This window comes from Peptoniphilus sp. GNH, assembly GCA_021307325.1.
Taxonomy (GTDB): Bacteria; Bacillota; Clostridia; order Tissierellales; family Peptoniphilaceae; genus KA00134.
This window is the reverse complement of the sequence record CP089931.1, coordinates 1504107-1530781: the sequence shown is the minus strand read 5'-3', so window position 1 is coordinate 1530781 and position 26675 is coordinate 1504107. Positions and strand designations below refer to the sequence as shown.

Below are 26675 nucleotides of genomic sequence, written 5' to 3'. Positions count from 1 at the left end.
TTCGGATTTTAATCAATTGCAAATAAAATTAAGGACAAATCTGTCCTTAATCTTTGCTCGCCTTATCTTTTAGATAGAATTTTTCCATATAATATTCAGTATTAAAATACTCATGGCTTATCTTTTCGAGAAGTTTTTGATCCTCGTTTTCGTCGGCATTTTTAGTTTTACTAATCCATCTTCCATCAATCTTGGCCTTTTGGTCTTTTAAGACCGTGCATTTTTTTGAAAAGTCCGTCAAAAATTGATTGTACTCATTGCCCTTGTATCCCAACTCTTCAAAAATTTTAGGCATGAGAAAAGCAGGTTCCAAATCCTGTCCGGCTTCTTGGAAGGGCTTTCCATACATTTTTCTAAGAGCCGGGTTTGCCCAAATTACATAAGTAGTCGACATTATATTTTCGTATCCGTCATCACTTGCCAAGTCCTTATTTATTCCGAGCATATCAAACATAATCTTATCAGGACCCGCCGATGGCGAATGGTCTCCATAAAGCACAAGCATAGTTGGCGCTTCCGATTTTTCCAACTCATCTTTTAAAATCTTTAAAGACTGATCAGTCCAAGCAATCCCCGACATATAATTTGAAAAATAGTTATACCATTTTTCAGGATAATTGTCCTTTTTTACAACTAAACTATCTTCTCCATATAGGCCATCCGAATAATAGGGACCATGGTTTTGGTAGGTTACAGACATGGAAAATATCGGTTTTCCCTCTGATAAGGTATTTTTATAATCTTCCAAAATTATCGGGAAAAATTCTTGGTCAGACAAAATTTCATCTTTTATATTTTTAAAATAGTTATCCATGTTTTTAAAATCTTGAAATCCCATTTTCGGATACTTGTTGACCCTATTGTAAAATGTGCCAACGTATGGGTGAAAGGCATGGGTCGTGTAACCATTGTCTTTAAAATAAGATACATAAGTGGGAGCCGGATTTTTAAATTCAGGAAGATTCTTATAACCCGTCAAGACATTAGACTCTGTAAGGAAAGTCCCTCCACCAAATGAATTTACGATAAGATGACCTACTATTCCCTCTTGCATCAATTCGTGGAAATTTTTATAAGGGTCTTTTGTAAATTCCAATTTTTCATTTTTATAGATTGAAAAGTCCTTAAAAGACTCCAACATTACCATCATGATATTTACCTTCTTATCAGCAGGTATATCATAAGAGCTATAAGCTTTTATGGTTTCTCTGGCCTCTTGCTTGTCGAACTTGTCATACTTATAGCCTCCGACATTTTTTAAAGAATAAAAAAGAGGATAGGCAAATCCCTTAGACATATAAGAATCCATTTCTATGAACTCATTAAGACCCGACTCCTTGCCCAAGGTGTAGTATAAATTGTCGTCATACACTAAAGTCTTTACAAAGACCACAAAGGCAAAAGTCATTATTAAAGCTGTGATGGCCTTTCCAGTATAGGAAAACTTTATAAATAAAAGACCTATTGTTGGCAAAAGAATAAGAGCGCCTAGAGCTATCATAATATAAAGATTTTCTTCAAATCTGAGCGAATACTTTCCCATCATAGTAGTCGCCTCTTGGAAAAGACTAAAATCTGAAAAATATAGAGGCTCCGATCTGTAAAGTACCTTGAGATAAGACCCATAAGCCGCCGCCAAAAAAATGGCCGATGTCAAAAAATATCCAAGCGCAGCCGATCTAATAAGAAAGGTCAAGATCAACATAATTAAATAAATAATTGCAAAGTTTATTAGAAAAATTTTGCATTCTCTATAATAATTTATAAATATCCCGCTTGAATACTCATACGATCCTATATAAAGACAAAGGCTTGTTACAAGTGCCGCTAAAATTGCTAATATTAATAAGAGAATTATTACTCCTTTTGCTTCCTTCATACCATTCCTCCTATTTTGAGATTTTACTTTAGACTCATTTTCTTGTCAATTTATTTACCAATCGTTTAATCGTCATTTCATCGCATATATCAAGGACTTTTAAGAAAAAATTGTACATGTTTTTTAATAAAATAAAATTCAAAAACCCCCAAGTTTTTGTTTTTCATTCTCGCCTTTAGATTTTTAAACTTATTATTGTATTTAAAATAAAAAAGACCCGATTAACCGAGTCTTTTAGTCTTTGGCTTAAAGCCTTATAGTTGCCTTTTGGCAGTCATTATTTTTCAGCCTTAGCATCTTCAAGCATTTTGCTTACAAGTTCAACATAAGCATCATGATTTTGAGTTGCTCCTGTTACTGAATCGACCTTAGTAATATCTTGTTTTTCAACAAGTTGCTTTGGATAATCCTTAGCTCCTTCAAGAGATGCTTGAGCCTTGTCATACATTTCTTGATTCTTGATTTCTCCATTTTCTTTTCCGTAGTTTTCGTCCTTTTCAGAGCCGTCTCCGTTGTAAAGGACAAGTTTTGCATCTGTAATCTTACCATCTTTTACAGTAACTGTGGCAGTCATATATCCACCGTATTTATCCGGTTCGCTGTCTTTTGTATATTCACCATCTTTATATGCAACTTCAGTAGCTGCTGGTGCTGAATTTTCATTTGCCGCTTTATTATTCTTAGGTGCTGCATTTTTGTTTCCGCAACCACTAAGAAGAAATGTAGCTATTAATGATACTGTAACTAATTTTTTAGACATAATCTTCCTCCTTATTTATACGTCATTGCAATTTTACAGAAACTTTCTCAAATTTACAATATGTCTACAAATCTAAATTACAAAATACATAAAAAATGAACATATGTTTTGGATTATAACCCATAGATAATCGCAAATAAATATGAAAAAGCATATTTAAGCACTTATCCTTTGCTGTAATTGTGCTTAAATTTTAAAAACAAAAAGGCCATGAGCATCTCATAGCCTTTTAGTTTGTCAGCCAAAGACCTATAAAATTCCCACTTAAATAAGCCTTTAACAAATCTTTTGATGTTTTAAATGAATGCATTTAAGATTGGTGGACACGAGAGGAATCGAACCCCCGGCCTAGGCTTTAGGAGAGCCTCGCTCTATCCTACTGAGCTACGTGTCCTCAAGTCTTGCTGTTATATTTTCACAAAAACTCAACCTTTTGTCAAGACCTCGAGTCCTCGCCCAAATCTTCTAATAGCTCTTTTTCCAAATCATTCGCCTTCTTGAAGGCAAAATTTTTAAGAAAATAGAAAGAGAATATAACTCCCCCCATCTCTGATAATATAAAAGAATACCAAACTCCTTCCAATTTTCCCAAACTGGCAAAAAGATACGCAAGAGGCAAAAGCAAAACAAGTTGCCTTACCACAATTAGATAAAGAGCAGTCTTGCCATTGCCAAGGCCTTGGAAAATTGATGAAGAAACCACGCATATACCCGTGAATATATACGAAATACCCATAATCCTAAAAGCTGGTATACCTATTTCTAGCATATAGGGCCCTGGATTAAAAAGAGAAAATATCTCTCTTGTGAAAAATCCAAGAGCTATCGGAGCAATGCACATCATCACCTCTCCAATTATTAATGATTTTTTCATAGTCTCCTTCATCCTATCAGATCTGGCCGCTCCATAATTGTAAGCTAAAATCGGTATCATACCATTTGTAAGACCAAATATGGGCATCATTATTACGCTTTGAACTTTAAAATATATGCCTAACATTCCGATTGCCGTTTCAGAAAAAGGTTTGACTATGCGATTTAACATAAATATAGAAAAAGATGAAATGGATATCAAAAGAATCGACGGGAATCCGACCCTGTAAATTTCCCTTATTATATCTAAATTGGGTTTGAGACTTCTTATTTCTAATTCCTTATTCAAAATCTGATTTAATATAATATCTATCGAAGCCGCCAAGATTTGACCTATCACAGTGGCATAGGCAGCTCCTCTTATACCCATGGCTGGCAGCCCACATAAACCAAATATCAAAATAGGATCTAGCACGATGTTGGTGATTGCTCCTAGCCCTTGAGCCATCATTGTAATCATAGACTTGCCCGTTGCCTGCAAAATTCTTTCGGCAACTATACAAGAAAATATGCCTAGAGAAAAGCAAGATACAATCCTCAAATAATCAACACCCAAACTTCTTACTGTTGGGTCCGATGTCTGAAGATCCATATAATTTCCAGTAAAAAACAAACCAAAAACTAAAAAAATCAGCCAATAAATTATAGATAAAATGATGCCATTTTCTCCAAAGGCTCTTGCCCTTCTCGCTTCTTTTTGGCCCAAAAGTTTGGACGCATTTGCATTTACTCCGACAGCCGTTCCCACCGCTATGGCAATAAAAGTATTTTGCACTGGAAAAGCTATGGATACTGCTGTGAGGGCCTCTTCTGAAATTCTCGCAACAAAAATAGAATCCACTATGTTATAAAGTCCCTGAATAAACATGGATAACATTATAGGTGCAGAGAGTTTAAATAAAAGTGTATCTATGGGCAGAGTCCCCAATATATCTGATTTTTTCAAAAATATTCCTCCAAATCATAAGAAATCTAAAGATTTCTCTGATATTATAACAGAGCTTAGACTATAATAAAATATAGGTAGTATCTTGTGCTAATGAAAGGAGAATTTTTATGAAGCTATTAATAACAAGTAATATACCGGGCCAAATTTACGAAAGTCTGGCAAAAGATTTTACAATCACTTATCACAACTCCAATTTGCCCCTTACAAAAGATCAGATCATAGAAGCTCTAAAAGATCAAGAAGCTCTCCTATGTCCTCTATCCGATAAAATCGACAAGGATGTAATAGACGCTTGCAAAGACCTCAAAATAATCGCCAATTACGGAGCAGGTTTTGATAATATCGACATAGCCTATGCCAGACAAAAAGGTATAGATGTCACAAATGCACCCGCACCATCATCAGCCCTTTCGACTGCCGAACTCACAATCGGCCTTATACTAGCTAGCGGAAGAAAAATTGTCGCAGGAGATAAACTCACAAGGCGTGGCGAGTTTCATGGATGGAGACCCACATTTTATCTGGGCCATCAACTAAAGAAAAAGACCCTCGGCATAATAGGCATGGGAAATATCGGCAAAAATGTAGCCCGCCTTGCCAAGGCTTTTCAAATGGAAGTCATCTATTACAATAGAACAAGGTTGGATGAAAAAAAAGAAAAAGAAATGCAAATTAAATATGTTTCAAAAGAAGAGCTCATAAGAGAAGCAGATTTTATAAGCCTTCACACAGCCTTCGCTCCCGAATTAAAACACATGATTGGAAAGAGCCAATTTTCTTCAATGAAAAAATCGGCCATTCTAATAAACGCCGCAAGAGGACCCCTTGTTGATGAAAATGCCCTTGTCCAAGCTCTAAAAAATGATGAGATTGCAGGTGCCGCCCTAGATGTGTACGAGTTTGAACCCCAAGTTACAAAAGACTTGCTCTTAATGGATAAGGTAGTCCTCGCTCCCCACCTCGGCAATGCGACCTTCGAAGCTCGCATGGAAATGGGCGTATGCGCAGCCAAAAATCTCCTAGCAAAAAAAGCTGGCGAAACCTTGCCCAACAAGGTCAACTAAAATTTTAAACTATAAACTTACAAAAACCGGTCTAGCAGATGCCGGTTTTTTTTATACAAAAAAACAAAATTTATATGATAAAAAATAGAAATAAATGTTAAACTATTGTTACAAAATAGGAAAAAACTTGATAAAAATATAAGACATTGGGTATTATCTAAGTGTTAGAAAAATGCAATTATTCTTTGTAGGCGGCTAAATATATATTCACATAAAAAATGATTTCATATAGTGAGCAAATTAAATTGGAGGTTAATTGTGAAGGAAAAGAATACGAAAAATAACAATAGAGAAAGTTTGAGAGACCTTTCTCTCAATTTATCTCGAAGAGCAGGTATTTTGGGACTAGCCCTTTCTGTTACCATGGGACCATGTACGCCTGTCGTATATGCCCAAACAGAGGCAGACCTTAATACACCTGCAATAGTAGAACCAGTTAAAAAGGAAGAGTCAAAGGCTCCAGTAGAACCTATTAATTCAGTAGAACCAGTTAAAAAGGAAGAGTCGAAGGCTTTAGAGGCTAGAGTAAATGAAGCTCAAGCCCAAGCTGCCGACGGCCTTGAGCTTGGACCAGAGATAGTAGGAGATGCTGTGGCAGCAGTAAATTTTGATTCTCCTACTATAAAAGAAGCACATGCAGGTTCAAATCAAGTTAAAGGAAAAACAATTAAACTATCAGATGCTAAAAGAAAATTAGGTACAAAGAAAGGTCTTAAAGTTGTGGTCTATGTCACAGATAATTTAGGGACACAGCTTGGTTATATAGTGGCAAGCAGTACTGGGAATTTTACCGTTACATTAAATAGGAATTTAGTGGAAAACGAACAAATTAAAATAACTATAAAGGTAATCCCCGGTGGAAATAACCCTGAAGACCCAGGTGTAACTATACTTGGAGAGTCAAATCCTTTAGATTATACCGTTACACCAAAGCCGGAAGATATGAACATAACTTATGCCAACATTACTATACCGACAATCACCTTATACTATGATAGTTCATCTAACACTCAAAAGATGCTTTTAGATGCATTTAAGGGAGCAAACACAACAGTTAACGACTTCGATAAAAATGCAAATCAAGTCACCTCTTTTACTAAAGATAATGAAGGTAATGTTACGGATGTGACCATTAGATTTAAAGATAATACATTTAAAACATATAGCCCAATAACAGGGATTAAGTTAATTGAAAAAAAAGATTCGAAGGATGCAAGCATAGATGGCGGAAAAATTTATGCTGGGAGTGTTAGTTTTAGTGGCTCTTTGACACCTTATATTCCTAATACAAAGGTAGAAGTATATTATGATCAACACGATGCCAATGAAATAAATAAAGTACAAGAACATGATAAGAAAAGAGCAACTGTAAATAACGATGGATCGTTTACGTATAAAGACGAAGGCAAAATTCTAAAAGCGGGAGATTTAATTACTGTTAGGACAGTTGAACCTGGAGATGGAAAAACACCTGTGTTTAAAACATATACAGTACAACCTTTAGTGCCGGAAAAGACTGATGTTAGGGACCCTAAAAAGTTAACTCCTACAGAAAAAGAAGCTATTATAAAGAAAATTAGAAATAAAAACATGCTAAAGGGTCAGTCTTTATTACCTGACGGTACGGGAGAACATGATGGCACACCGGCACTAATTGACATTGACAGTAATGGCAATGTTAGGATTATAAATCCAAGTAATGCTGAATGTGGCTGGACACCTGATTATAAGCCAACATATGAGGGGTATTTAAATACTGACGGAACATACAAAGTAACAAATACAAATGAAATAACTACTATACCAGTAGCAGATATTGTCAATGATATTAAACCCGATGCACCAACAATTACAAAAGATGATACCAAGCTAACCTTTGCCCCGCAAGTTGTAGATACAGACGCAAAAACAATAACTATTAAGTATGAAGATAAGGCTAACCAAGTTAAAACTGCTGAGGTAACAAAAAGTGGTAACACTTGGACTTGCACCGATTCAAACATCACAATTAATGGTGAGACTATCTCACTTGCAATAGCTAATGTTAAAGCCGGTTCAACTGTTACAGCAACAGTTAAAGATGAAAAAAATACATCTGAGCCAGCAAGCGTACAAATTGCAGCAAGCTTAACACCGCCTGCTGTTGAAATTAACAGCACTACAGGAGATGTAACAATCACTCCTCCGGATTCTGATAAAAAAGCAAAAACTGTAGACATCACTTATACACCAGTAGGATCAAATACTGAAAAAACTGTAACTGCTACTAAGGATAGTGACAACAAGTGGACTGTCTCAGGAGACCCCAACATTAAAGTAAGTGATGACGGCAAATCTTTCACTATAGAAAATAAAAATATAAAGCCAACTACAGATGTAAAGGCTAAGACAAAGGGAGACGGAAACCTTGTATCATCCGAGTCTAAAGTAAATGTACCTGATAAAACTCCTCCGGCATCACCTGAAGTTAAAGTTAACGAAACAACAGGAGATGTAAGTGTTACTCCACCAAGTGATGCAGATGTCAAAACTCTTGAAGTTAAATATCTTGATCCGACAGGAGCAAAAAAGACTGCAACTGCAACAAAGGGCGATGACAACACATGGTCTATAACTGGAGAAGATGGTTTAAAATTTGATCAAAATAGCGGAGTTATTACTATCCCCTATGAAAAGCTTAAAAAAGGTACTGATGTAAGTGCTTTAGCAAAAGATAAATCAGATAATGATTCACAACAAAAGACAGATACAACAATGCCACCTGCACCAACGGTTACACCTGATGCTACAAGTGGAGATACGACTGTTACTCCACCAACCGATGCACCTGCTGTGGACGGTATGGAAATAACATACACACCTGTAAACGGAACTCAAACGAAAACAATAAAGATTTCTAAGGGCAATAACCACAAGTGGAAAATCGAAGGAGAAACTCCTGAAAAAGTTTCGATAGATAAAGATTCAGGAAAAGTAACCTTTAAAAAAGGCGCTGCCAAAGAAAATTTTAATATAACAGCTTTCTCTAAAATCGGTGAATTAAAAGGTATAGATAAACAAGAAGGCAAAGTACCTGACAAGACCGCTCCAGAAAACCCAGAAGTTAAATTGCAAAAAAATGGTTCAATTACTATTACACCTAAAAAAGATTCGGATACAAAAACTGTTGAGGTTAAATATAACGACCCGGATGGTAATCCTAAAACTGCAACTGCTACAAAGAATGACCAAGGTAAATGGAATAAAACTGCAGGAGATAATGAAATAAGTGTAGATGAAACTACTGGCACTATCACTATACCAAAAGATAAGCTTAACCCAGGAGATGAAGTAAAGGCTACTGCAAAGGACGAAGCAAACAATACTACAGATCCTGTAGAGGATACCGCAAAACCAGCTCCACCAAAAATTGAAGCAAATCAAGATAAAGGTACTGTAACAATCACTCCTCCGACAAAGGGTAAGGTTGATGGTATGGTTGTCAAATATAAAACTCCTGATAATAAAGACAGAAAAATAACTGTTAAAAAGGGTTCAGATAACAATTGGACAATTGAAGGAGATAATCCTGATAACCTTACAATAGATGCAGGAACGGGTGCAGTTACTATTCCTAAGGGAAAAGCAAAAGAAAAAACTGAGGTAAAGGCTGACTCAAAAATTAAAAAGTTAGAAACACCAGAAAACGAAGCACCAGATTACACTCCTGTTCTTGTACCAGACAAGACCGCTCCAAAAGAACCTACAGTAGAAGTTGATGGTAAGGGAAATTTAACCATTACCCCACCGACAGATGAGGATACTACAAAGGTTAGTGTAACTTATAAAAAATCCGACGATAGCACCGAAATAAAATTAATAGCAACAAAACAAGATAACAATACTTGGACTTTAAAAACAGATCCTGATGCAGAAGTTAATAATGGAGAAAGTATAGTTGCTGCTTCTGGTGTAATAACAATCCCAAAAGGACGTTACAAAGCTGGCGAAGTTATAACAGCTTATGGCTATGACAATGTAGATAACAAATCTGAGCCCGCTCCCAAAACACCAGTTGAAGTGACTTTTGATGCGAATGGTGGCACAAAAAAGATTGAAAGCTCAATTGTTATTAAGGGTGAAAACTTTGTTTTGCCTGCCATATTTGCACCTGAATTTTATCCATTCAACAAAGACTTTGCAGGATGGCAAGTTGGCACTGAAACCAAAAAAGCTGGCGACAGCATCAAAATTGATGAAAACACAACTGTAAAAGCACTTTGGAAAGATAAGAGTTCAACTCCAGGCGAAGGTGGAACAACTCCAGGAAAAGATTTAAATGGACACAATCAATGGTGGTCAATAGGATTTGCATCGATTACTGTTAAGCCTATTAACCATGCAGTAGAAATGGAAAGAGGAATCCACTACAAGTATCTTTATGGATATAAGGATCACACTGTGCGTCCAGAAGGACTTATCACTAGAGCAGAGGCTGCAGCCTTAATTGCAAGACTTGCTAATTTAGATATGTCTAACAAAGCGAAACCCAACTTCAAGGACACTAAATCAGCATGGTACAACAAAGCTATAAATGCAGTAGTTGCCAAGAACTTGATGTTCGCAGACAAAAATGGAAACTTCCGTCCAAGCGAACCCATAACTCGTGGAGAATTTGCAAGAGCACTATTTTTTATCGACAAGAAAAATGACAAGGTTGCTCCTTTTGCAGATGTGAAGGGTCACATATATGAAGAAGCGATTAACCAAGCTTATGGCAATGACCGTATAAAGGGTTATGCAGATGGAAGCTTCAAACCAGATGCCACTATTACAAGAGCAGAAGCTGCCACAATCCTAAACCACTATGCAAATCGTAGTGTGACATCAGAAGGACTGGCTAAAGTTCATAAGGATGTAGTCAAGTTCAAGGATATAAACGAAAATCACTGGGCTTACTATGAGATTATGGAAGCAGCCAACACCTATGAGTATGAAAGAGTTAAGGGAACTATTCCTGGAACTTGGTTGGAAATAAAAGATAAATAAAAGATACTCTAGAGGTTCTTAATTAGAAATTTATTTCCTTAATATTTAATTTGCATGAAGGTCTAAGCCCCTTTATTCAAAATTTATTAAAGCCAAGTTTCAATAAAAATAAAATCTTAAAAACAAACAAAACCCCAAAATCCGAAGTTCGGATCTTGGGGTTTTTTATTAAAGAACATATTATTAAGACAAGCTTTAATAGAATTAAGGTCTATATTTTAAAAATTAGAATATATTAATTTTAAACTTATATATTATTTAATCTTTTCTAGTAAAAGGTCCTCGTCCTTTATAAGTCTCTTGGCTATTAGAATCTTATAGACCAAATAGGATATGATTCCCGGCAAAATAAAATGCATAAGGGCTATTTGCATTATGGTATTTATATTGTTGCCCATGACTTCAATCATGGCAAATTGACCCACAAGTCCACTTGTACCCATGCCCGCTCCCTTGGCAGAGGATGTCATCTTCAAAATGCTTGAGGATACTGGCCCTAGGATGGCTGAAGAAATAATAGCTGGCAACCAAATTATGGGCTTTTTTATTATATTTGGCATTTGTAGCATTGATGTGCCTATGCCTTGAGCAATAAAGCCTCCAAGTCCGTTCGCCTTATAAGATATGACAGCAAAGCCTATCATGTTGGCACAGCATCCAACTGTTGCGGCTCCGGCGGCAAGACCCGATAGGTTTAAGGATATGGCTATCGCAGCTGAGGATATGGGTAGGGTCAATATTATTCCCATAAGCACAGAAATGATTATTCCCATGGGAACAGGTCTTAGCTCGGTGGCCCTATTTATTAGCTCTCCCAAGCCTTTCATCATAGCCGACAGGGCTGGTGATATAAAGGTGCCCACAAGCCCACCTACTATAATTGTGATTAGGGGGAGAAGCACAATATCTACCTTAGTCTTGCCGGCAAATCTTTTTGCCACTTCAACTCCCAACAAAGCGGCTATAAAAGCGCCAACAGGCTCTCCTATTTTCGCCATCACTTGCCCATTTTCAAAAATAAAAGTCCCAGCGCCTATTGCTCCTGTGATAGATGATGCCATAACTATAAGAGATGGAGCTTTTAAAACATAAGCTACTCCTACTCCTATGGCAGGTCCCATTAAATTTTGTGCCACACTTCCAAATTTCGACAAAAGTTCAATTCCCGTAAGAGCTCCTATTTGTTTTATTATTAAACCGATAAGAAGCGATGAGAATAGCCCATAGGCCATGCCATTTAAGACATTTGTGATATAGCCTTGGATTCTTTTATACATATTCATCTTTTATCCCTCTTTCTTTCCACTATGGAAGTAATTATAGCACATTATTTTTTTATATTTTTTCAATTATTAAACTTATTGTTATAATTATTAAATTTCTTTTGCTCAACTTGTTGACATAAAAAAATAAAATATATATCATAAAAGAAAACACGGTTGAAATTTAATACTTGTTTTTTATATTGGTCATTTTTTAGGGGCCAATTTTTTTGTTTTATAGGAGGCTTTATGCGAGAAGAAATTGATTTTGCAAAAATGTGCTTTAACAAGAAAAAGATGAAGGAATACCTTCCTCAACCCATCTACCAAAGTTGGAAAAAAGCCCTCAGATTGCAAGAGGATTTAGATAGAAATACTGCAGATGCTATTGCCCATGCCATGAAGGAGTGGGCCATTTCCATGGGAGCAAGCCACTATTCTCATCTCTTTTATCCCTTAAACGGACTTTCAGCTAGAAAGTTGGAATCTTTTTTAGATAGATCCAAGGACAATGAACCAATCTACCATTTTTCTGGAGCCGAACTCATTAAGAGTGAACCGGATGCATCGTCCTTTCCGTCTGGTGGTATGAGATCGACTTTTGAAGCAAGAGGATATGCCTACTGGGATTTGTCGGCCAATTCTTTTATCGAAAATGGGGTCTTGTATATACCATCCATCTTCGTATCCTACACTGGGGAAAGTTTGGACAAGAGAGCGCCTCTTTTGAGGGCCACTGAGGCTTTGTCCAAGGCTGGCACAAGGCTTTTAAATATTTTAGATAGAAAAAATAAAACTTACAGAATGAAAAGTAAGCTTGGGCTGGAGCAAGAATTTTTCTTAATAGATAAAGATATTTATAAAAAACGTATAGATCTTCAATCTTGTGGCAGAACACTTGTAGGTTCTTCGGCTGTCAAGGGTCAAACTCTGGAAGACCACTACTTTGGAAGAACTCCAAAAAGAGTTGAGGATTTTTACAAGGATGTAAACAAAAAACTTTGGGAGCTTGGCATCTATGCTAAAACGGAGCATAATGAAGTCGCTCCTTGCCAATTTGAATTGGCTGTGCTTTATGAAAACACCAATGTTGCAATAGACGACAATCAGCTTGTCATGTCCATCTTAACCTCTACAGCCTTAGAGCACAATCTAGTATGCCTGCTCCATGAAAAACCTTTTGCCGGGGTAAATGGCTCCGGAAAACACAATAATTATTCCATAACTAATAACTATGGCCTAAATTGTTTCAACCCTGGCAAGAAGCCCGAAGAAAATTTGGTGTTTTTGTTGTTTACAGCTGCCATGATCGAACTTGTCGATAGGGCAGGTGCTATTTTAAGAGTTGTAAGCTCAGGGCCTTCTAATGATTATAGGCTGGGCGGCAATGAGGCCCCTCCTTCAATCATGTCCATCTTTTTAGGTCAAGATATTCAAGAAATTTTCGAGGCCATCTCTTTGGGAAAGAGGGACTTTAAATCTTATGACTCTTCTATAAGAGTAAGCTCCCTTGGAGATATCCCCAAGGACAGATCGGATAGGAATAGGACTTCCCCTATGGCATTTACTGGAAACAAGTTTGAGTTTAGGATGCTCGGTTCTTCTAGAAATGCTTCCGATGTGAATGTCGTTTTAAATACTTTTATGGCAGATATTTTGGACCGCATTGCAAATTTATTGAAAGATGTATCTTCTAAAAATCTCAAGGACAAGTCCTATGAAATTATAGAAGACATTTTAAAAGCTCATGGCAAGGTCATGTATACTGGAGATAACTACTCGAAATCTTGGAAGGCTCTTGCTGAAAAAAGGGGTCTAAGGTCTTTTGATAATCTCTTCCAAGCCTTGGCATTTTTGAAAAATGATGAGAATCTCAAAGTTTTTGAAGACTATAAAATTTTTAGTAGAAAAGAATTAAAAGCAATTTACGATGTCTACTTGGAAGAAATCGTAAATTATCATACAATTGAAGCAAGGGCTTGTATAAATTTAATAGACAAGGACATCCTTCCATCTGCTCTAAGAGAAATTTCCGACTTGAAAAATTCTGGTCTGAGATTTTTGGAAGACAGAAAGGCTCACTTGGAAGGACTGCTTGAAGCTCTTATGAATCTTAGAAATGAGCTTAGCGCAAATTTAAGCAAGTATAAAGATATAGCTTGCTTGGAAGAAAAAGCCAAGGCTTGTCAAATTGGTCTTGCTGATAAGCTTTTAGATGTTAGAAAAGTCGCCGATGAAATGGAAGATTTGATTTCTAAAAACAATTATTCCTTAGTTGGCTATGATGAAATTTTTAATTCACTTATATAGGAGGTAGTATGTCAAAATTTATTTTTGTAACAGGAGGCGTCGTATCAGGAATCGGAAAAGGCATAAGTGCAGCCAGTATTGGTCGTCTTTTAAAGGACAGAGGCTTGAGCATCTTTATGCAAAAATTCGATCCCTACTTAAATATAGACCCTGGTACCATGAATCCTTACGAGCATGGAGAAGTTTTTGTGACTAAAGACGGAGCAGAAACCGATCTGGACTTGGGACACTATGAAAGATTTATAGACGAAGAGCTCACCAAGGTCGGCTCTATAACAACTGGAAAAATTTATTCCAGAGTCATTTCCAAGGAAAGAAGGGGCGACTACAATGGGTCTACTGTTCAGGTCATCCCCCATGTTACAGATGAGATAAAAAATTCCGTATATAGGGCTGCTGAAGAGTCTGGCGCAGATGTCATCATAACAGAAATTGGTGGAACAGTCGGAGACATAGAGTCTCTTCCATTTTTAGAAGCCATAAGACAAATTCACGCAGAAAACAAACGTGAAGATGTCCTTTTTGTTCACACAGTCCTAATACCACAAATTCCTGGATCGGGTGAACTCAAAACCAAGCCGACTCAACACTCCTACAAGGAGCTTATGAGCAATGGTATAAAGCCGGATATAATTGTGATAAGAAGCGATGGCAAGCTAACTCAATCGGCAAGAGATAAGATTTCCCTCTTCTGTGATGTGCCAAGAGATGCCATAATAGAATCGGAAACTGTCGATTTGATTTATGAAGTTCCTCTAGTTTTTCATAAACAAGGACTTGATAATTATATAATTGATGCCCTAGCTTTGGATGCCAAAGAGCCCAAAAATCACTCTTGGAAAGATATGTGCGACAAATTTAAGAGTGCCAAGGAAGAAGTCAACATAGCTCTTGTGGGAAAATATATCCAACTTCACGATGCCTATCTTTCTGTCTCCCAAGCACTATTTGATGCAGGCTATGCATCTGGCAAGCTCGTCAATATAAAATGGATAAATTCTGAAGATATAACAAGAGAAAATGTGGGCGAATTTTTAAAGGGCATGGACGGTGTGATTGTGCCTGGCGGATTTGGTCAAAGGGGCACAGAAGGCATGATTGAAACTTCAAAGTATGCTAGAGAAAATGATCTCCCCTATTTTGGGATTTGCTACGGAATGCAAATTGCAGCCATAGATATAGCTAGAAATTTGCTCGGCTACAATTCTGCCAACTCCACAGAGATAGATCCACAAACTCCCTTCCCTATAATTGACCTTTTGGAAAATCAAGAAGGGGTCGAAAATTTAGGCGGCACTCTAAGACTTGGCAATTATCCTTGCAAATTATCAGAAGAAAGTCTTGCAAAGAAACTCTATGGCGAAGACAAGATTTTAGAACGTCATAGACACAGATACGAATTTAACAACAAGTTCAGGGGTGAATTCAGAAAGGCCGGCCTTGTATTTTCTGGAATCAATGAAGATTTGGATTTGGTAGAGATAATAGAACTTCCGAAAAATAAATTTTACCTCGCTTGTCAATTCCATCCAGAGTTTAAGTCTAGACCCAATAAGATTCATCCGCTCTTTGGCGGATTTATAAAAGCCTGCTCTAATAAATAAAAATAAATTACCTGATTTAAGTGAAAAATAAATTTTAATTTTCTAACAAAAAAAGTTTTGCAAAAGCTTGTTAAAAGCCCTGCAAAACTTTTTTATTTGCTTATAAATTTTTAAAAAGTCCAAATTTACTAAACTTATTGTCAATCTTCACATTTTTGTATTGTGCCATCTTTGGCATTTATGATAATTCTTTCTCCTGTCTTTAAAGCCTTGGTGATGTCCTTGGCTCCAACTATTGTCGGAAGTCCTAGCTCAACTCCTACAATTGCTCCATGAGATGTAAAGCCTGATTCTTCTGTTATAAGACCCCCGGCCTTTTCCAGATAAGAAACTGTTTCCTTATCAGAAGATACAGTTACTATTATGTCTCCTTCGATAAAATCTTTGTAGTCATCTTGGTCTTTTAAAACAAGGCATCTTCCTGCATAAGTTTTTTCTCCGATTCCCGTTCCTCTTATAACAAGTTCTCCAATTTTTTGAACCTTTATAAGATTTGTAGAGCCTGAAAATCCTACCGGAACACCAGCTGTGATTACTACAAGGTCTCCATTTTTAACTAAATCATTTTGCTTAGAGACTTCCACCGCCATATCTATTACCTCATCTGTTGAGTTTGCACTTGGTGCTATAAGACTTACTATACCCCAAGAAAGTTCCAATTGTCTTCTGACTTTCTTATCAGTTGTGACAGCTACAATCGGATTTTCTGGTCTGAATTTGGATATGGCTCTTGAAGTTGTGCCGCTTGTTGTCGCTGTTATGATTGCCTTGGCAGAGATATCCGATGCTATTGTACAAGTTGATTTTCCAATGGAGTTTGTGACGGTGTTTTCTTGGCTGGAAATTTTATTTCTTAAAAGCTCCTTATAGTCAATTGATTCTTCTGTTTTTTTGGCAATCTTTGCCATAGTTCTCACAGCCTCAAGTGGATAGGCTCCAGAAGCTGTTTCGCCAGAAAGCATTATAGCATCTGTGCCATCAAGGACGGCATTTGCCACGTCATTTGCCTCTGCTCTTGTAGGTCGTGGATTGCGAATCATGGAATCTAGCATTTGAGTCGCTGTGATTACAGGTTTGCCGAGCAGATTACATTTTTTTATAATCCTCTTTTGAGCAAGTGGCACTTCTTCTGTCGGGATTTCTACTCCGAGATCTCCTCTGGCTACCATTATGCCGTCTGAAACTTCTATTATCTCATCTATATTATCAAGCCCTTCCTTGCTCTCAATCTTAGATATTATTTTTATGTCGAAGTTTCCTTCTTCTTCAAGCACTGATCTTATCTTTAATACATCGTCCTTGCTTCTTATAAAAGATGCCGCTATGAATTCTATGTCCTCTTGAACTCCGAATTTTAAATCTTTTATATCCTTCTCAGTAAGAGATGGCAGCCTTAGTTTTACATCAGGCACGTTGACACCCTTGTTGGATTTTATAAATCCCCCATTTGCAACCCTCGTGAAAATTTTATTTCCTTCAACGCTTGTGACTTTTAATTCCACAAGTCCATCGTCTATTAGGATTCTGTCTCCAATTTTTATATCTTCTGGCAGATGTGAATATGATATAGAGGCCATTTTTTCATCCCCTTCTATGTCATCTGTTGTCAGAATATATTGATCTGAAACATTTAGATAGGGTTCCATATCATCTTTTAATTTTCCAAGTCTTATTTCTGGACCCTTTGTGTCAAACATTATGGATATGGGAAGATCCAACTCTTCTCTAAGTTTTTTTATCCTGTCCACCTTGACCTTATGCTCTGCTATTGAGCCATGCGAAAAGTTTAATCTCGCCACGCTCATCCCTTCTAACATAAGTTGTCTTAAAACTTCTTCTTTTTCACTTGACGGTCCGATTGTACATACTATTTTTGTCTTTCTCATATTACTCCTCATATAGATACCATCTTTAAAATTTCATAAAGTTCAAAATTGAACTTGTTTTCTGCATTTATTGCTTCTTTCAAGTCTAAATCTCTAATTTCATTATTTATTATTCCCAAGGCCCTGGACGACTTTTCTTCCAAGACCAAGTCCACAGCTTTTTTACCCATGGATGTAGCCAAAATTCTATCTACAACATTGGGTTCTCCTCCTCTTTGAAGATAACCCAAAACAGTTACTCTCGTTTCTACTCCTGTCATCTCCTGCAAATTTTTTGCAAGCTCATAGGGGCCACTTGTCCCTTCTGCCAAGACTATTATATGGTGCCTTTTGCCCCTGTTTTTACCCTTTATGATTTTTTCAGCTATGCCTTCTAGAGGGCAGTCCACTTCGGGTATGATTATATTCTCAGCCCCTCCTGCAAGCCCTGCATAAAGAGCTATATCTCCGCAATGTCTACCCATTACTTCTACCACATTCGCTCTTCCATGAGCCTCTGAAGTGTCTCTAATCTTGCCTATGGCATCTATTACTGTTGTAAGTGCTGTGAAAAATCCTATTGTGTAGTCCGTATAGCCGAGGTCATTGTCTATGGTGCAAGGTATGGTCAAGACCTTGACCCCTTTTTCTGCAAGAGAAAGAGCTCCCTTGAAGGTGCCTTCTCCTCCTAAAATTATAATATAATCTAGTTTGAAAATTTCTATTACGGCAAGAGCCTTCTTCAAACCTTCAGCCGTCCTAAATTCATCCGAACGAGAAGTCCCCAAGATGGTGCCGCCTCTGTGGATTATATCAGCAACAGAAGATATGTCCATCTCCTCTATATCTGCCTTTATAAGTCCCTCAAACCCATTTTTTATTCCATATACTTCTAATTTTTTATATATGCAGCATCTTATTATACTTCTTATGGCTGCATTCATGCCCGGGGCATCTCCCCCGCTTGTCAATATACCTATTCTCTTCATGTTTACCTCATTATTACAGATTCATAAGAAAGTCCCAGATTTTTTACAAGCTCTCCTCTTATAAGCTCATAACTATTCTCGTCTATATAAAATGCTTCCTCTGCCCTTATGGTCTTTTGGCTTTGAGAAAAATATATAAATACCGGAGTCTTGCCTGAGTACTTTTTAAAAATGCTCTTGGCTTTTGCAAATGAATCTAAATCATCTTCACTTTTTAATTTCACAAACAATTTTTTGCTTGAAAGCTTTTCCACATCGTAAATCTTGTCAACTAAGATTTTAGGCTCCTCTACATCTGAGCCAGAAATAGAGCCGCCCACCAAAATCACCTTGCCCTCTTCTATCAAATCTCTGTATCTATCGAAAACATTTGGAAAAATTACAAGTTCAATACTTCCATAAAAATCTTCAAGGCTTGCAAATGCCATGATTTTATTGTTTTTAGTAATAAGATTTCTTTTTTTGGACAAGAGTCCACCAATTTTGACTCTGCCCTCTCCTAGTCCCGATTCGTTATAGGCTGAGAAAATCTTTGCAGTATTGTCCTTGCTATTTGATTCTATAAGAGCCCTATAAGGGTCCAAGGGATGACCCGATACATATATGCCAAGATAATCTTTTTCCATTTCCAATTTCATTTTTTGGGAATAATCCTTGAGTCTTGGCAAGTCTTCTTCCTCTTTAACCTTATCAAACATGGAAAATTGTCCCTTGACGTTGTTTTTGATTTTTGCTGAAATATTTGAAAGTAAACTTTCATACACAGCCATATGCTGGGGTCTATTTCCTCCTAGACAATCTGTCGCGCCAGACTTTATAAGAGCTTCAACTGCCCTCTTATTCATGGCTTGAGAATTTTCTTTTTGCATCCTCTCAAGCATGTCCTTTAGAGATTTAAAATCCTTATCTCCTCTTGCTTTTACAAGACAATCTATAAAACTTTCTCCAACATTTTTTACAGCCCTTAGTCCAAATCTCACCCCGCCTTTTTCGACGGAAAATTCAGAAAAAGATTTGTTCACATCTGGCGGCAAAACATTTATGCCTAGCCTTTTGCACTCCTCTATATAGAGGTTTATTTGGCTTGCATCTTGTGAATAAGTAGAAATTTGTGCCGCCATAAATTCTTTTGGATAATAGTATTTTAGATATGCCGTTCTATAAGCAACTATGGCATAGGCAACAGAGTGGGATTTGTTAAAAGCATAGTTGGCAAAGTCAATCATGAGATCAAAAATTTCGTTGGCAGATTTTTCGTCCACTCCATTTTTGATTGCTCCCCTTACTTCCTTGCCGCCCTCTGTCGTTCCAAAGATGAAGTTCTTCCTCTCCTCTTCCATGACATCCATCTTCTTCTTGCTCATGGCCCTGCGAACCAAGTCCGCCCTTCCGAGAGAATAGCCGCCTATTTTTTGAACAATTTGCATAACCTGCTCTTGATAGACTATACAGCCATAAGTCGGAGCCAAGATTTCTTCAAGCTTGGGATGTATATAGGAAATTTTCGACTTGTCGTGCTTGGATTCACAGAATTTTGGAATCTGAGACATAGGACCCGGTCTAAATAGTGAATTTGCAGCTACCAAATCCTCAAAAGCATCTGGTTTTAGCTCCTTTAAGAAGTTTCTCATGCCTTGAGATTCAAATTGAAAAACTCCAAGAGTTTCAGCCTTGGCAAACATCTCTAAGACATCTTTATCGTCAAGACTCAACTTGTCAAAATCAACTACTACTCCATAATTTTTTTTAATCATCCTAAGAGCATCTCTTATTACAGTAAGAGTCCTAAGCCCTAAAAAGTCCATCTTCAAAAGTCCCAGCTCTTCAAGCTGAATCATGTTAAATTGAGTTGCTATTATATCTTGATTTCTTGTAAGTGGCACATATTCTGTGATTTTATCTTTTGATATTACAACTCCAGCCGCATGAGTGGAAGTGTGCCTTGGCAAGCCTTCCAAGCTTATGGCAGTATCAATGAGTCTTTTGATCTTAGAATCTTTTTCGTACTCCTCTTTTAAAGCACTATTTACATCAAGGGCTTTTCTTATTGTCATCTTGAGTTCTTGGGGGACTAGCTTTGCTATGTAGTCCACCCTAGAGTAAGCTATATCCAAAGCCCTTCCCACATCTCTTATGGCTCCTCTTGCTGCCATAGTGCCAAAGGTTGCTATTTGAGCAACGTGGTCCTTGCCATATTTTTCTATTACATAATCTATGACTTCTTCTCTTCTTTCGTAGCAAAAGTCAATATCTATATCTGGCATGGTTACTCTTTCGGGATTTAAAAATCTTTCAAAAATCAAATTAAATTCCAAAGGATTTACATCTGTGATTCTCAAGGCATAAGAGACCAAAGAGCCTGCAGCAGAGCCTCTACCTGGACCAACCTCAATCTTGTGAGCCTTTGAATAACGAATGAAATCCCAGACTATTAAAAAGTAGTCAGTAAATCCCATCGAATTTATTGTATCGAGTTCATAATCTATTCTTTTTTTTATTTCATCATTTATTTGTCCAAATCTCTCATGAAGTCCTTCATAGGTGAGCTTTTCAAGATATTCTACATTGCTATATCCTTCTGGCAGGTCGAAGTGGGGCAAGTGGAGCTTGTGAAACTCTATATCTACTTGGCATCTGTTCGCAATCTTTACAGTATTTAAAAGAGCCTCTTTATTATCTATTACCTCTTTCATCTCTTCAGGCGATTTCAAATAGAACTCATCGCTTGGAAACCTCATCCTGTCCTTTTCCATTTCAGTCTTTCCAGTTTGGATGCAAAGGAGCAAGTCATGTGATTTGGCATCTTCCTTTTTTAAATAATGCACATCATTGCTTGCTATAAGATCGATATTCTCCTCTTTTGAAAGAGCCTCCAAGAGTCTATTGACTCTAATTTGCTCTTCCATCTTGTGGTTTTGAAGTTCCAAGAAAAAATTATCCTTGCCAAAAATCTCTACATACCTTCTAGCAGCTAGTCTGGCTTTCTCAAAATCATTTTCCAAAAGGTATTGCTGCACCTCTCCGCCAAGACAAGCAGATGTAGCTATAATTCCCTTAGAATACTTTTTTAAGACTTCATAATCCACCCTGGGTTTATAGTAGAATCCATTTACAAATCCTTCAGAAACAATCTTCATCAGATTTTTGAAGCCTTCATTATTTTCTGCAAGCAAAATCAAATGAAAGCGTCTTTTGCTAGAATCTCTTTCAAGATGTGATCCTTCTGCAATGTAAATTTCACATCCGATTATAGGCTTTATGCCTTCTTCTTTGCAATTTTTATAAAAATCTATGACCCCATACATATTCCCATGATCGGTTATGGCAACAGCATCCATTCCAAGTTCCTTGACCCTCTTTGGAAGGTCTTTTATCCTGGTTGAACCGTCTAAAAGAGAATACTCTGTGTGTAGGTGTAGATGAACAAAATCTTTCAAAAAATCACTCCAAACTTTTCTAGTATAATTATATCAATAAATATAAAAAAGTTGGAATACAAGCTTTAATTGGGTAAACAAATATTTATAAACTTGTAAATTTTACAAGACCTAAATCAATAAAACCTTATTCAAATTTCAGAAGTGCGAATCAGTTCATGGAAAAAATAAGGGAACGAAATCCTTGACCGTTTTGCATAGCTAGTGAAAATAAATAAGGTTTTATTTGTGTTTAATTTCCTTGTTTTTTAGTTTTTTCTATAAAATCGAAGAGTAGGTTAGCAAATTGTGAGCCTTGAATCCTTCCGAGTCCTCCCTCTGCGCAAGAAATTTCATCGTAGGATTTCACTGCATCTTTTCTTACCACAGCCCCCTTCATCAGTACGGGTACTGGATCTCCGCTGTGTTCCTTTCTATAACAAGGAGTAGAATGGTCAGCTGCAAGAGCCAAAACTGTGTCATAGGACTTTTCTTCAAGTCCTTTTGTAACCAAACCCAATAGTTTGTCATATACTTCTATGGCATCTACCTTGCCCTCTGGATTGCCATCATGACCCATGAGGTCTGTGGCCTTATAATGGAGTATTACAAAGTCGTTATCATCCAAAGCTTGCAAGGCAAACTTAGCCTTCTTTTCAATATTTGTATCAATGTTTCCTGTAAATTCATCATCAGTTAGAGTTTGATAGCCTAATAATCTAGCCACTCCAAGGACGGTCTTTTCAGATGCCACGCACATAGTCTTCATGCTTGCAAGTTCTTTTCTCTTATTGAGCTTCACAAGCTGGCCTGCTCCTCTTGTGAGGATGCAGTTGGCTTCAAAAAGTCCCTTGGCTCTTCTTTCTTTGTTTATCTCATGCTCTGCCAAGATGTCTTGAGCTCTAAGTAGAATCTTATTTAAAACATGGCAAGTCCTTTCAGCCTTTAGGCTATCATCTTTGGGACAAGCCGCCTTAATCTTCATGTTGATATCTTTGGGGTCAGTATCTCCAACCTTATCTGAAAGACTATCCCCTCTAAGCACCATAACAGCCCTGTGTTCTGTTGCAGCCTTAAAGATGACTCTCACATCATCAACTACCATGCCATCAAGCGCTTGAGCAAGCTCTTGTGCACCTTCTCGAATCCTGCCTGCCCTGCGATCAATTATTTTTCCGTCTTGATCTATGGTGGCAAAATTACATCTAAAAGCGACATCGCCCTCTTCCAAATCTATGCCTACACCCGCAGCTTCGATAGGACCCCTTCCTGGATAGTCCTTTATTCCATATCCAAATAAGATAAGATGTCCAAGATCTGTTCCCACAGGTACTCCTGCAGAATAAACATCCATGATACCTGTGCATCCTTCTTTTGCAAGAGCATCTAGATTTGGTTTGTTTGCATATTCAAGAGGCGTTTTGCCGCCAAGTTCTTTACAAGGCCAATCGCCGAGTCCGTCAGCTATAGCCAAGAGTATTTTACGATTCATTATTTCACCTTTCTATTAAACAATTAAACGGATCCATGTGAAATATACAATGGACAAAGATATAGATGATATTAGACAAGTTATAAGTCCAAATACCAACTCATCCTTAACTGTAAAATAATCAGTTCCAAAGTAGAGAGTATTTACCTTTGAGTGAGGTGGCAGACAAATTGTCATTGCAATCCCGAAAGAACAAGTAAGAGCAAGAGGTACTGGGTCTATGCCAAGTTGTTGAGCAAGGCTTATAATAGCTGGAATCAAAATTGTAGTTCTCACAGTCTTTGAAGTAAAAATCAAATGACTAAACACAGTTATGAAAATGAGTACAACAGCTACAAGTGATGGATTTATTTTATCTAGACCTATCGCACCTACAAATTGAGACACAGCCCAGCTTGCAGCTCCCGTCTTGTCAACCGCCTTACCTACTGCATAGGCTCCAGCTGAAAATATCATCAAGTCCCATTTTATGTTGGCTTCTTTCCAAGTTATTACACCAATACCCGGCAAGAGACACAAAAGCATACTCAAAACTGCAGTCTGTTCAGTGGTAATCTTAAATCCTACAAGGGCTTCTTGATAATCTCCTGTCGCCCAAAGGACAAGAGTAAGCAAGAAGATTACCAGGGCTCTTTTTTCCTTGTTAGAAATTGGTCCCATCTCATTTAATTTTTCTTTCAAAACAGCAGTTGCTTTTTCCAGTTTTTCCTTATCAGTCTTCTTGTTTTGATATAATTTTAGCCCGATGAAAAAGGCAATAATTGTTGTTAAAATTGCTTGAGGCAAGGATCCTAAAAGCCAATCCAAATAACCAATTTGAACTCCTGTTTGTTCTTTAATAAATCCTATTGCCAATACTTGCGCACTTGTCGCTGTCAAGACAACTGATGTTGCAAGAGCATTGTTTTGGACTCCTTGAAGCATCATGAGCTTTCCGAACTTACTTTCTCCTGGGTACTCTTGATAAATTTCCAAAACTATAAGAGCTATTGGAACTAAAAGTGAAGCACGAGCAGTTGTAGATGGCACGAAAAATGCCAAGATATAATTTACAACTACAAATACAACAAGTAGCTTAGTCGGTGTCTTTGCAAATTTAGTAGTTAGCACCAAGGCTATTCTCTTTCCAAGATTAGTTGCTGACATGGCAGATGTTATAACAAAAGCAGCCACCATAAGCCAGATGATATCAAAGCCCAAGGCTCCAAAGGCATCCTTTTGCTTTTCAACAGCTCCCAAAAGAGGTAATAGTAAAACTAATATTATAGATGTTTGATAAATCGGGATTGGTCTTGCTATCCACAGAATTAGAGCAAACACAAAAAGCGCCATGCTAGTTTGTGCTGCCGGCTCCAGTCCTTCTGGAGTTGGCATCAAATATAAAGCCAAAAAAGCAATTACTGCAAATATTATGTATCCCCAAACTTTCCAAGCGGAATCTTTTTTCTTTGACATAATTAACTCCTAGTATTAAATTTAGCTTAAGCTAGTTTAATTATAGGTAATCGTTGCAATTAAGACAATTTCTTTTAGTTTGACATATAATAACCTTTTGTTATAATAAAAAAACAAAGGAGGTCATCATGGATTTCACAAAACTCGAGTCTTTTCTCATTCTTGCCAAGTACCAACATTTTACAAATGCAGCCAATCGTCTTTACATATCTCAGCCTGCTCTTAGCAAGAGAATCCGCTCCATAGAAGAAGAATTAGGAGCTTCACTTTTTTATCAAGTAGGCTCCCAGACCTATTTAACAAGCCAAGGTCAAGCCTTTATTAAATATGCAGAAGAACTCTTATCCACTTGGAATGGCGCCAAAAAATATATTCGTCAATTTGAAAATTTAGAAGAAGGCGAGCTGCATTTTGGCACTACCCATTTCATAGGAGTCTATATTCTGCCAAAAATCATTGCCAAATTCCAAGAAAAATATCCCAAGATTAAAATAAATATGCAGATAGATTCGTCCAAAAATATCTTGGAGCTTCTAAACAAAAACGAAATCGAATTTGCCTTTCTTTCAGACTACATAGAAAAAGAAGATGATATCTTCTCCACCCACGACTACTTGCAAGATGAACTAAAAATTATAGTCGGCAACAAGCATCCCTTTTTCAAGAAAAATGAAATCAGCTTAGAGCAAATCAAAAAAGACAAATTCATAACTAAAAAAGAGGATTCCTCCTTTTTTCAATTTTTAAAAAATAAATTCCATGAAATCCCCTTCAAAAATCGCATAGTAATCTCAACACAATCTGCAATTAAAGAGGCTGTCATCAATAACATAGGCATATCCATCATGTCTGAAATAGCTGTCGAAAGAGAAGTAGAGCACAAAATCATCAAGACTCTTTATTTAAAAGATATCCGCCTATCCAGAAAATTGCAGTATGTCTATATTAAAAATCGCTATTTGACTCCAGCCACCATAGCCTTTTTCAAGATTTTAGAAGAAAATAAAAGAGATGAGCTTCATTGAACTCATCTCTTTTTTATTTTAAATTGTAAATTCTCCCAAGCCCTTCATATCTAAGACTAAAATCTCTCCCCTTGAAAGCAAACGTATAAGGCCCAAGTCTTCGAAATACGAAAGTTTGCGAGAAAGTGTCTCCCTCGTGATACCCGAGTAAGACCCCAGCTCCTCCCTATTCATATTAGACCTTATCAAAATATTTTTCCCTTCCTTTACTCCATAGCTAGGAATCATATCTATTATGAGTTTAGCAACCTTCATATCGGCATTGATTACAGAGAGCCTATCTATAAGCTCTTCACTTCTTCTGATTCTCTTGAAGGATTGATCCAAGACCTTTAGCAAAACCTTGTTGTTCTTCTTTAGGACTCTATTAAAATCGTCCTTATGTATTAAAATTATCCTGGAACTTTTTAAACAAGTTCCTCTATAAATATATTTTTCCTCGGTCAAGAGATTGTGTCCTCCGACAAAATCCCCGCCGCCATATATGTAGAGAATCTGCTCCCTGCCATCAGAGAGATCCATGGAAATTTTCATAAACCCCGAAACAATGACATACATATAAATCGGTTCACTGCCCGGTCTGAAAACTTCCTCTCCCTTTTTAAAGTCTTTTATGACGGGTTGATGTTCTAGATTTTTCAACTCATCATCTGTCATGTATTCCAAGAGTGGTGCTTTTGAAAATCTGTCTTCCATTCTATCAA

General features: G+C 37.1%; 15 protein-coding genes and 1 tRNA gene. 5 read left to right on the top strand and 11 right to left on the bottom strand.

Annotation, left to right across the window (positions count from 1 at the left end; genetic code table 11):
* Nucleotides 1–46: 46 nt before the first annotated feature.
* The 4 genes from LV469_07305 to LV469_07290 form a co-directional block, all read right to left on the bottom strand.
* Nucleotides 47–1879, bottom strand: coding sequence for an LTA synthase family protein (locus LV469_07305; GenBank protein ID UHR02444.1), 1833 nt, complete (start codon nucleotides 1877–1879; stop codon nucleotides 47–49).
* A 277-nt stretch (nucleotides 1880–2156) separates the two neighbouring features.
* On the bottom strand, nucleotides 2157–2639 hold the full coding sequence (locus LV469_07300) for an FMN-binding protein (protein UHR02443.1): 483 nt from the start codon (nucleotides 2637–2639) through the stop codon (nucleotides 2157–2159).
* Between the two features lie 317 nt (nucleotides 2640–2956).
* Nucleotides 2957–3033 (bottom strand) — tRNA-Arg (locus LV469_07295).
* Nucleotides 3034–3075: 42 nt separating this feature from the next.
* Nucleotides 3076–4458 carry an MATE family efflux transporter gene (locus LV469_07290; protein UHR02442.1) on the bottom strand — a complete coding sequence of 461 codons (1383 nt, stop codon included), beginning with the start codon at nucleotides 4456–4458 and terminating at the stop codon, nucleotides 3076–3078.
* A 110-nt stretch (nucleotides 4459–4568) separates the two neighbouring features.
* On the opposite strand from LV469_07290, the gene LV469_07285 reads away from it, so the two are divergent.
* The gene (locus LV469_07285) at nucleotides 4569–5525 is read left to right on the top strand and encodes a 2-hydroxyacid dehydrogenase family protein (protein ID UHR02441.1); all 957 of its coding nucleotides are present in this window, start codon (nucleotides 4569–4571) and stop codon (nucleotides 5523–5525) included.
* 258 nt (nucleotides 5526–5783) lie between these two features.
* Nucleotides 5784–10553: an S-layer homology domain-containing protein gene (locus LV469_07280; protein ID UHR02440.1), complete on the top strand. Its 4770-nt coding sequence runs from the start codon at nucleotides 5784–5786 to the stop codon at nucleotides 10551–10553.
* Between the two features lie 254 nt (nucleotides 10554–10807).
* On the opposite strand, the gene LV469_07275 is transcribed toward LV469_07280, so the two are convergent.
* A complete protein-coding gene (locus tag LV469_07275) occupies nucleotides 10808–11836 on the bottom strand; it encodes a PTS sugar transporter subunit IIC (protein ID UHR02439.1) in 1029 nt (342 codons plus the stop codon).
* A 228-nt stretch (nucleotides 11837–12064) separates the two neighbouring features.
* On the opposite strand from LV469_07275, the gene LV469_07270 reads away from it, so the two are divergent.
* Both LV469_07270 and LV469_07265 read left to right on the top strand, forming a co-directional pair.
* Nucleotides 12065–14125: a glutamine synthetase III gene (locus tag LV469_07270; protein ID UHR02438.1), complete on the top strand. Its 2061-nt coding sequence runs from the start codon at nucleotides 12065–12067 to the stop codon at nucleotides 14123–14125.
* An 8-nt stretch (nucleotides 14126–14133) separates the two neighbouring features.
* The gene (locus LV469_07265) at nucleotides 14134–15729 is read left to right on the top strand and encodes a CTP synthase (GenBank protein UHR02437.1); all 1596 of its coding nucleotides are present in this window, start codon (nucleotides 14134–14136) and stop codon (nucleotides 15727–15729) included.
* Between the two features lie 140 nt (nucleotides 15730–15869).
* Here the strand turns inward: LV469_07265 and pyk are convergent, their stop codons facing one another.
* The 5 genes from pyk to LV469_07240 all read right to left on the bottom strand — a co-directional run bounded on the left by pyk (nucleotide 15870) and on the right by LV469_07240 (nucleotide 24946).
* Nucleotides 15870–17615: a pyruvate kinase gene (pyk, locus tag LV469_07260; GenBank protein UHR02436.1), complete on the bottom strand. Its 1746-nt coding sequence runs from the start codon at nucleotides 17613–17615 to the stop codon at nucleotides 15870–15872.
* A gap of 8 nt (nucleotides 17616–17623) precedes the next feature.
* Nucleotides 17624–18583 carry a 6-phosphofructokinase gene (pfkA, locus tag LV469_07255; GenBank protein UHR02435.1) on the bottom strand — a complete coding sequence of 320 codons (960 nt, stop codon included), beginning with the start codon at nucleotides 18581–18583 and terminating at the stop codon, nucleotides 17624–17626.
* Between the two features lie 2 nt (nucleotides 18584–18585).
* The gene (locus LV469_07250; GenBank protein ID UHR02434.1) at nucleotides 18586–22020 is read right to left on the bottom strand and encodes a DNA polymerase III subunit alpha; all 3435 of its coding nucleotides are present in this window, start codon (nucleotides 22018–22020) and stop codon (nucleotides 18586–18588) included.
* A 232-nt stretch (nucleotides 22021–22252) separates the two neighbouring features.
* Nucleotides 22253–23491, bottom strand: a complete 1239-nt coding sequence (gene apgM / locus LV469_07245; GenBank protein ID UHR02433.1) for a 2,3-bisphosphoglycerate-independent phosphoglycerate mutase — start codon at nucleotides 23489–23491, stop codon at nucleotides 22253–22255.
* A 15-nt stretch (nucleotides 23492–23506) separates the two neighbouring features.
* Nucleotides 23507–24946: an anion permease gene (locus LV469_07240; GenBank protein UHR02432.1), complete on the bottom strand. Its 1440-nt coding sequence runs from the start codon at nucleotides 24944–24946 to the stop codon at nucleotides 23507–23509.
* A gap of 128 nt (nucleotides 24947–25074) precedes the next feature.
* Between LV469_07240 and LV469_07235 the strand changes: the two genes are divergently transcribed.
* Entirely contained in the window at nucleotides 25075–25971 is an 897-nt protein-coding gene (locus LV469_07235) for a LysR family transcriptional regulator (protein ID UHR02431.1), read from the top strand.
* 18 nt (nucleotides 25972–25989) lie between these two features.
* On the opposite strand, the gene LV469_07230 is transcribed toward LV469_07235, so the two are convergent.
* Entirely contained in the window at nucleotides 25990–26667 is a 678-nt protein-coding gene (locus LV469_07230; GenBank protein ID UHR02430.1) for a Crp/Fnr family transcriptional regulator, read from the bottom strand.
* Between the last annotated feature and the right edge of the window lie 8 nt (nucleotides 26668–26675).

What these genes read in the sequence shown, in the direction of transcription:
- LV469_07305 (UHR02444.1), bottom strand. Translation starts at nt 1,879, where the DNA reads ATGAAGGAAGCAAAAGGAGTAATAATTCTCTTATTAATATTAGCAATT.
- LV469_07300 (UHR02443.1), bottom strand. Translation starts at nt 2,639, where the DNA reads ATGTCTAAAAAATTAGTTACAGTATCATTAATAGCTACATTTCTTCTT.
- LV469_07285 (UHR02441.1), top strand. Translation starts at nt 4,569, where the DNA reads ATGAAGCTATTAATAACAAGTAATATACCGGGCCAAATTTACGAAAGT.
- LV469_07275 (UHR02439.1), bottom strand. Translation starts at nt 11,836, where the DNA reads ATGAATATGTATAAAAGAATCCAAGGCTATATCACAAATGTCTTAAAT.
- LV469_07270 (UHR02438.1), top strand. Translation starts at nt 12,065, where the DNA reads ATGCGAGAAGAAATTGATTTTGCAAAAATGTGCTTTAACAAGAAAAAG.
- LV469_07265 (UHR02437.1), top strand. Translation starts at nt 14,134, where the DNA reads ATGTCAAAATTTATTTTTGTAACAGGAGGCGTCGTATCAGGAATCGGA.
- pyk (UHR02436.1), bottom strand. Translation starts at nt 17,615, where the DNA reads ATGAGAAAGACAAAAATAGTATGTACAATCGGACCGTCAAGTGAAAAA.
- pfkA (UHR02435.1), bottom strand. Translation starts at nt 18,583, where the DNA reads ATGAAGAGAATAGGTATATTGACAAGCGGGGGAGATGCCCCGGGCATG.
- apgM (UHR02433.1), bottom strand. Translation starts at nt 23,491, where the DNA reads ATGAATCGTAAAATACTCTTGGCTATAGCTGACGGACTCGGCGATTGG.
- LV469_07240 (UHR02432.1), bottom strand. Translation starts at nt 24,946, where the DNA reads ATGTCAAAGAAAAAAGATTCCGCTTGGAAAGTTTGGGGATACATAATA.
- LV469_07235 (UHR02431.1), top strand. Translation starts at nt 25,075, where the DNA reads ATGGATTTCACAAAACTCGAGTCTTTTCTCATTCTTGCCAAGTACCAA.
- LV469_07230 (UHR02430.1), bottom strand. Translation starts at nt 26,667, where the DNA reads ATGGAAGACAGATTTTCAAAAGCACCACTCTTGGAATACATGACAGAT.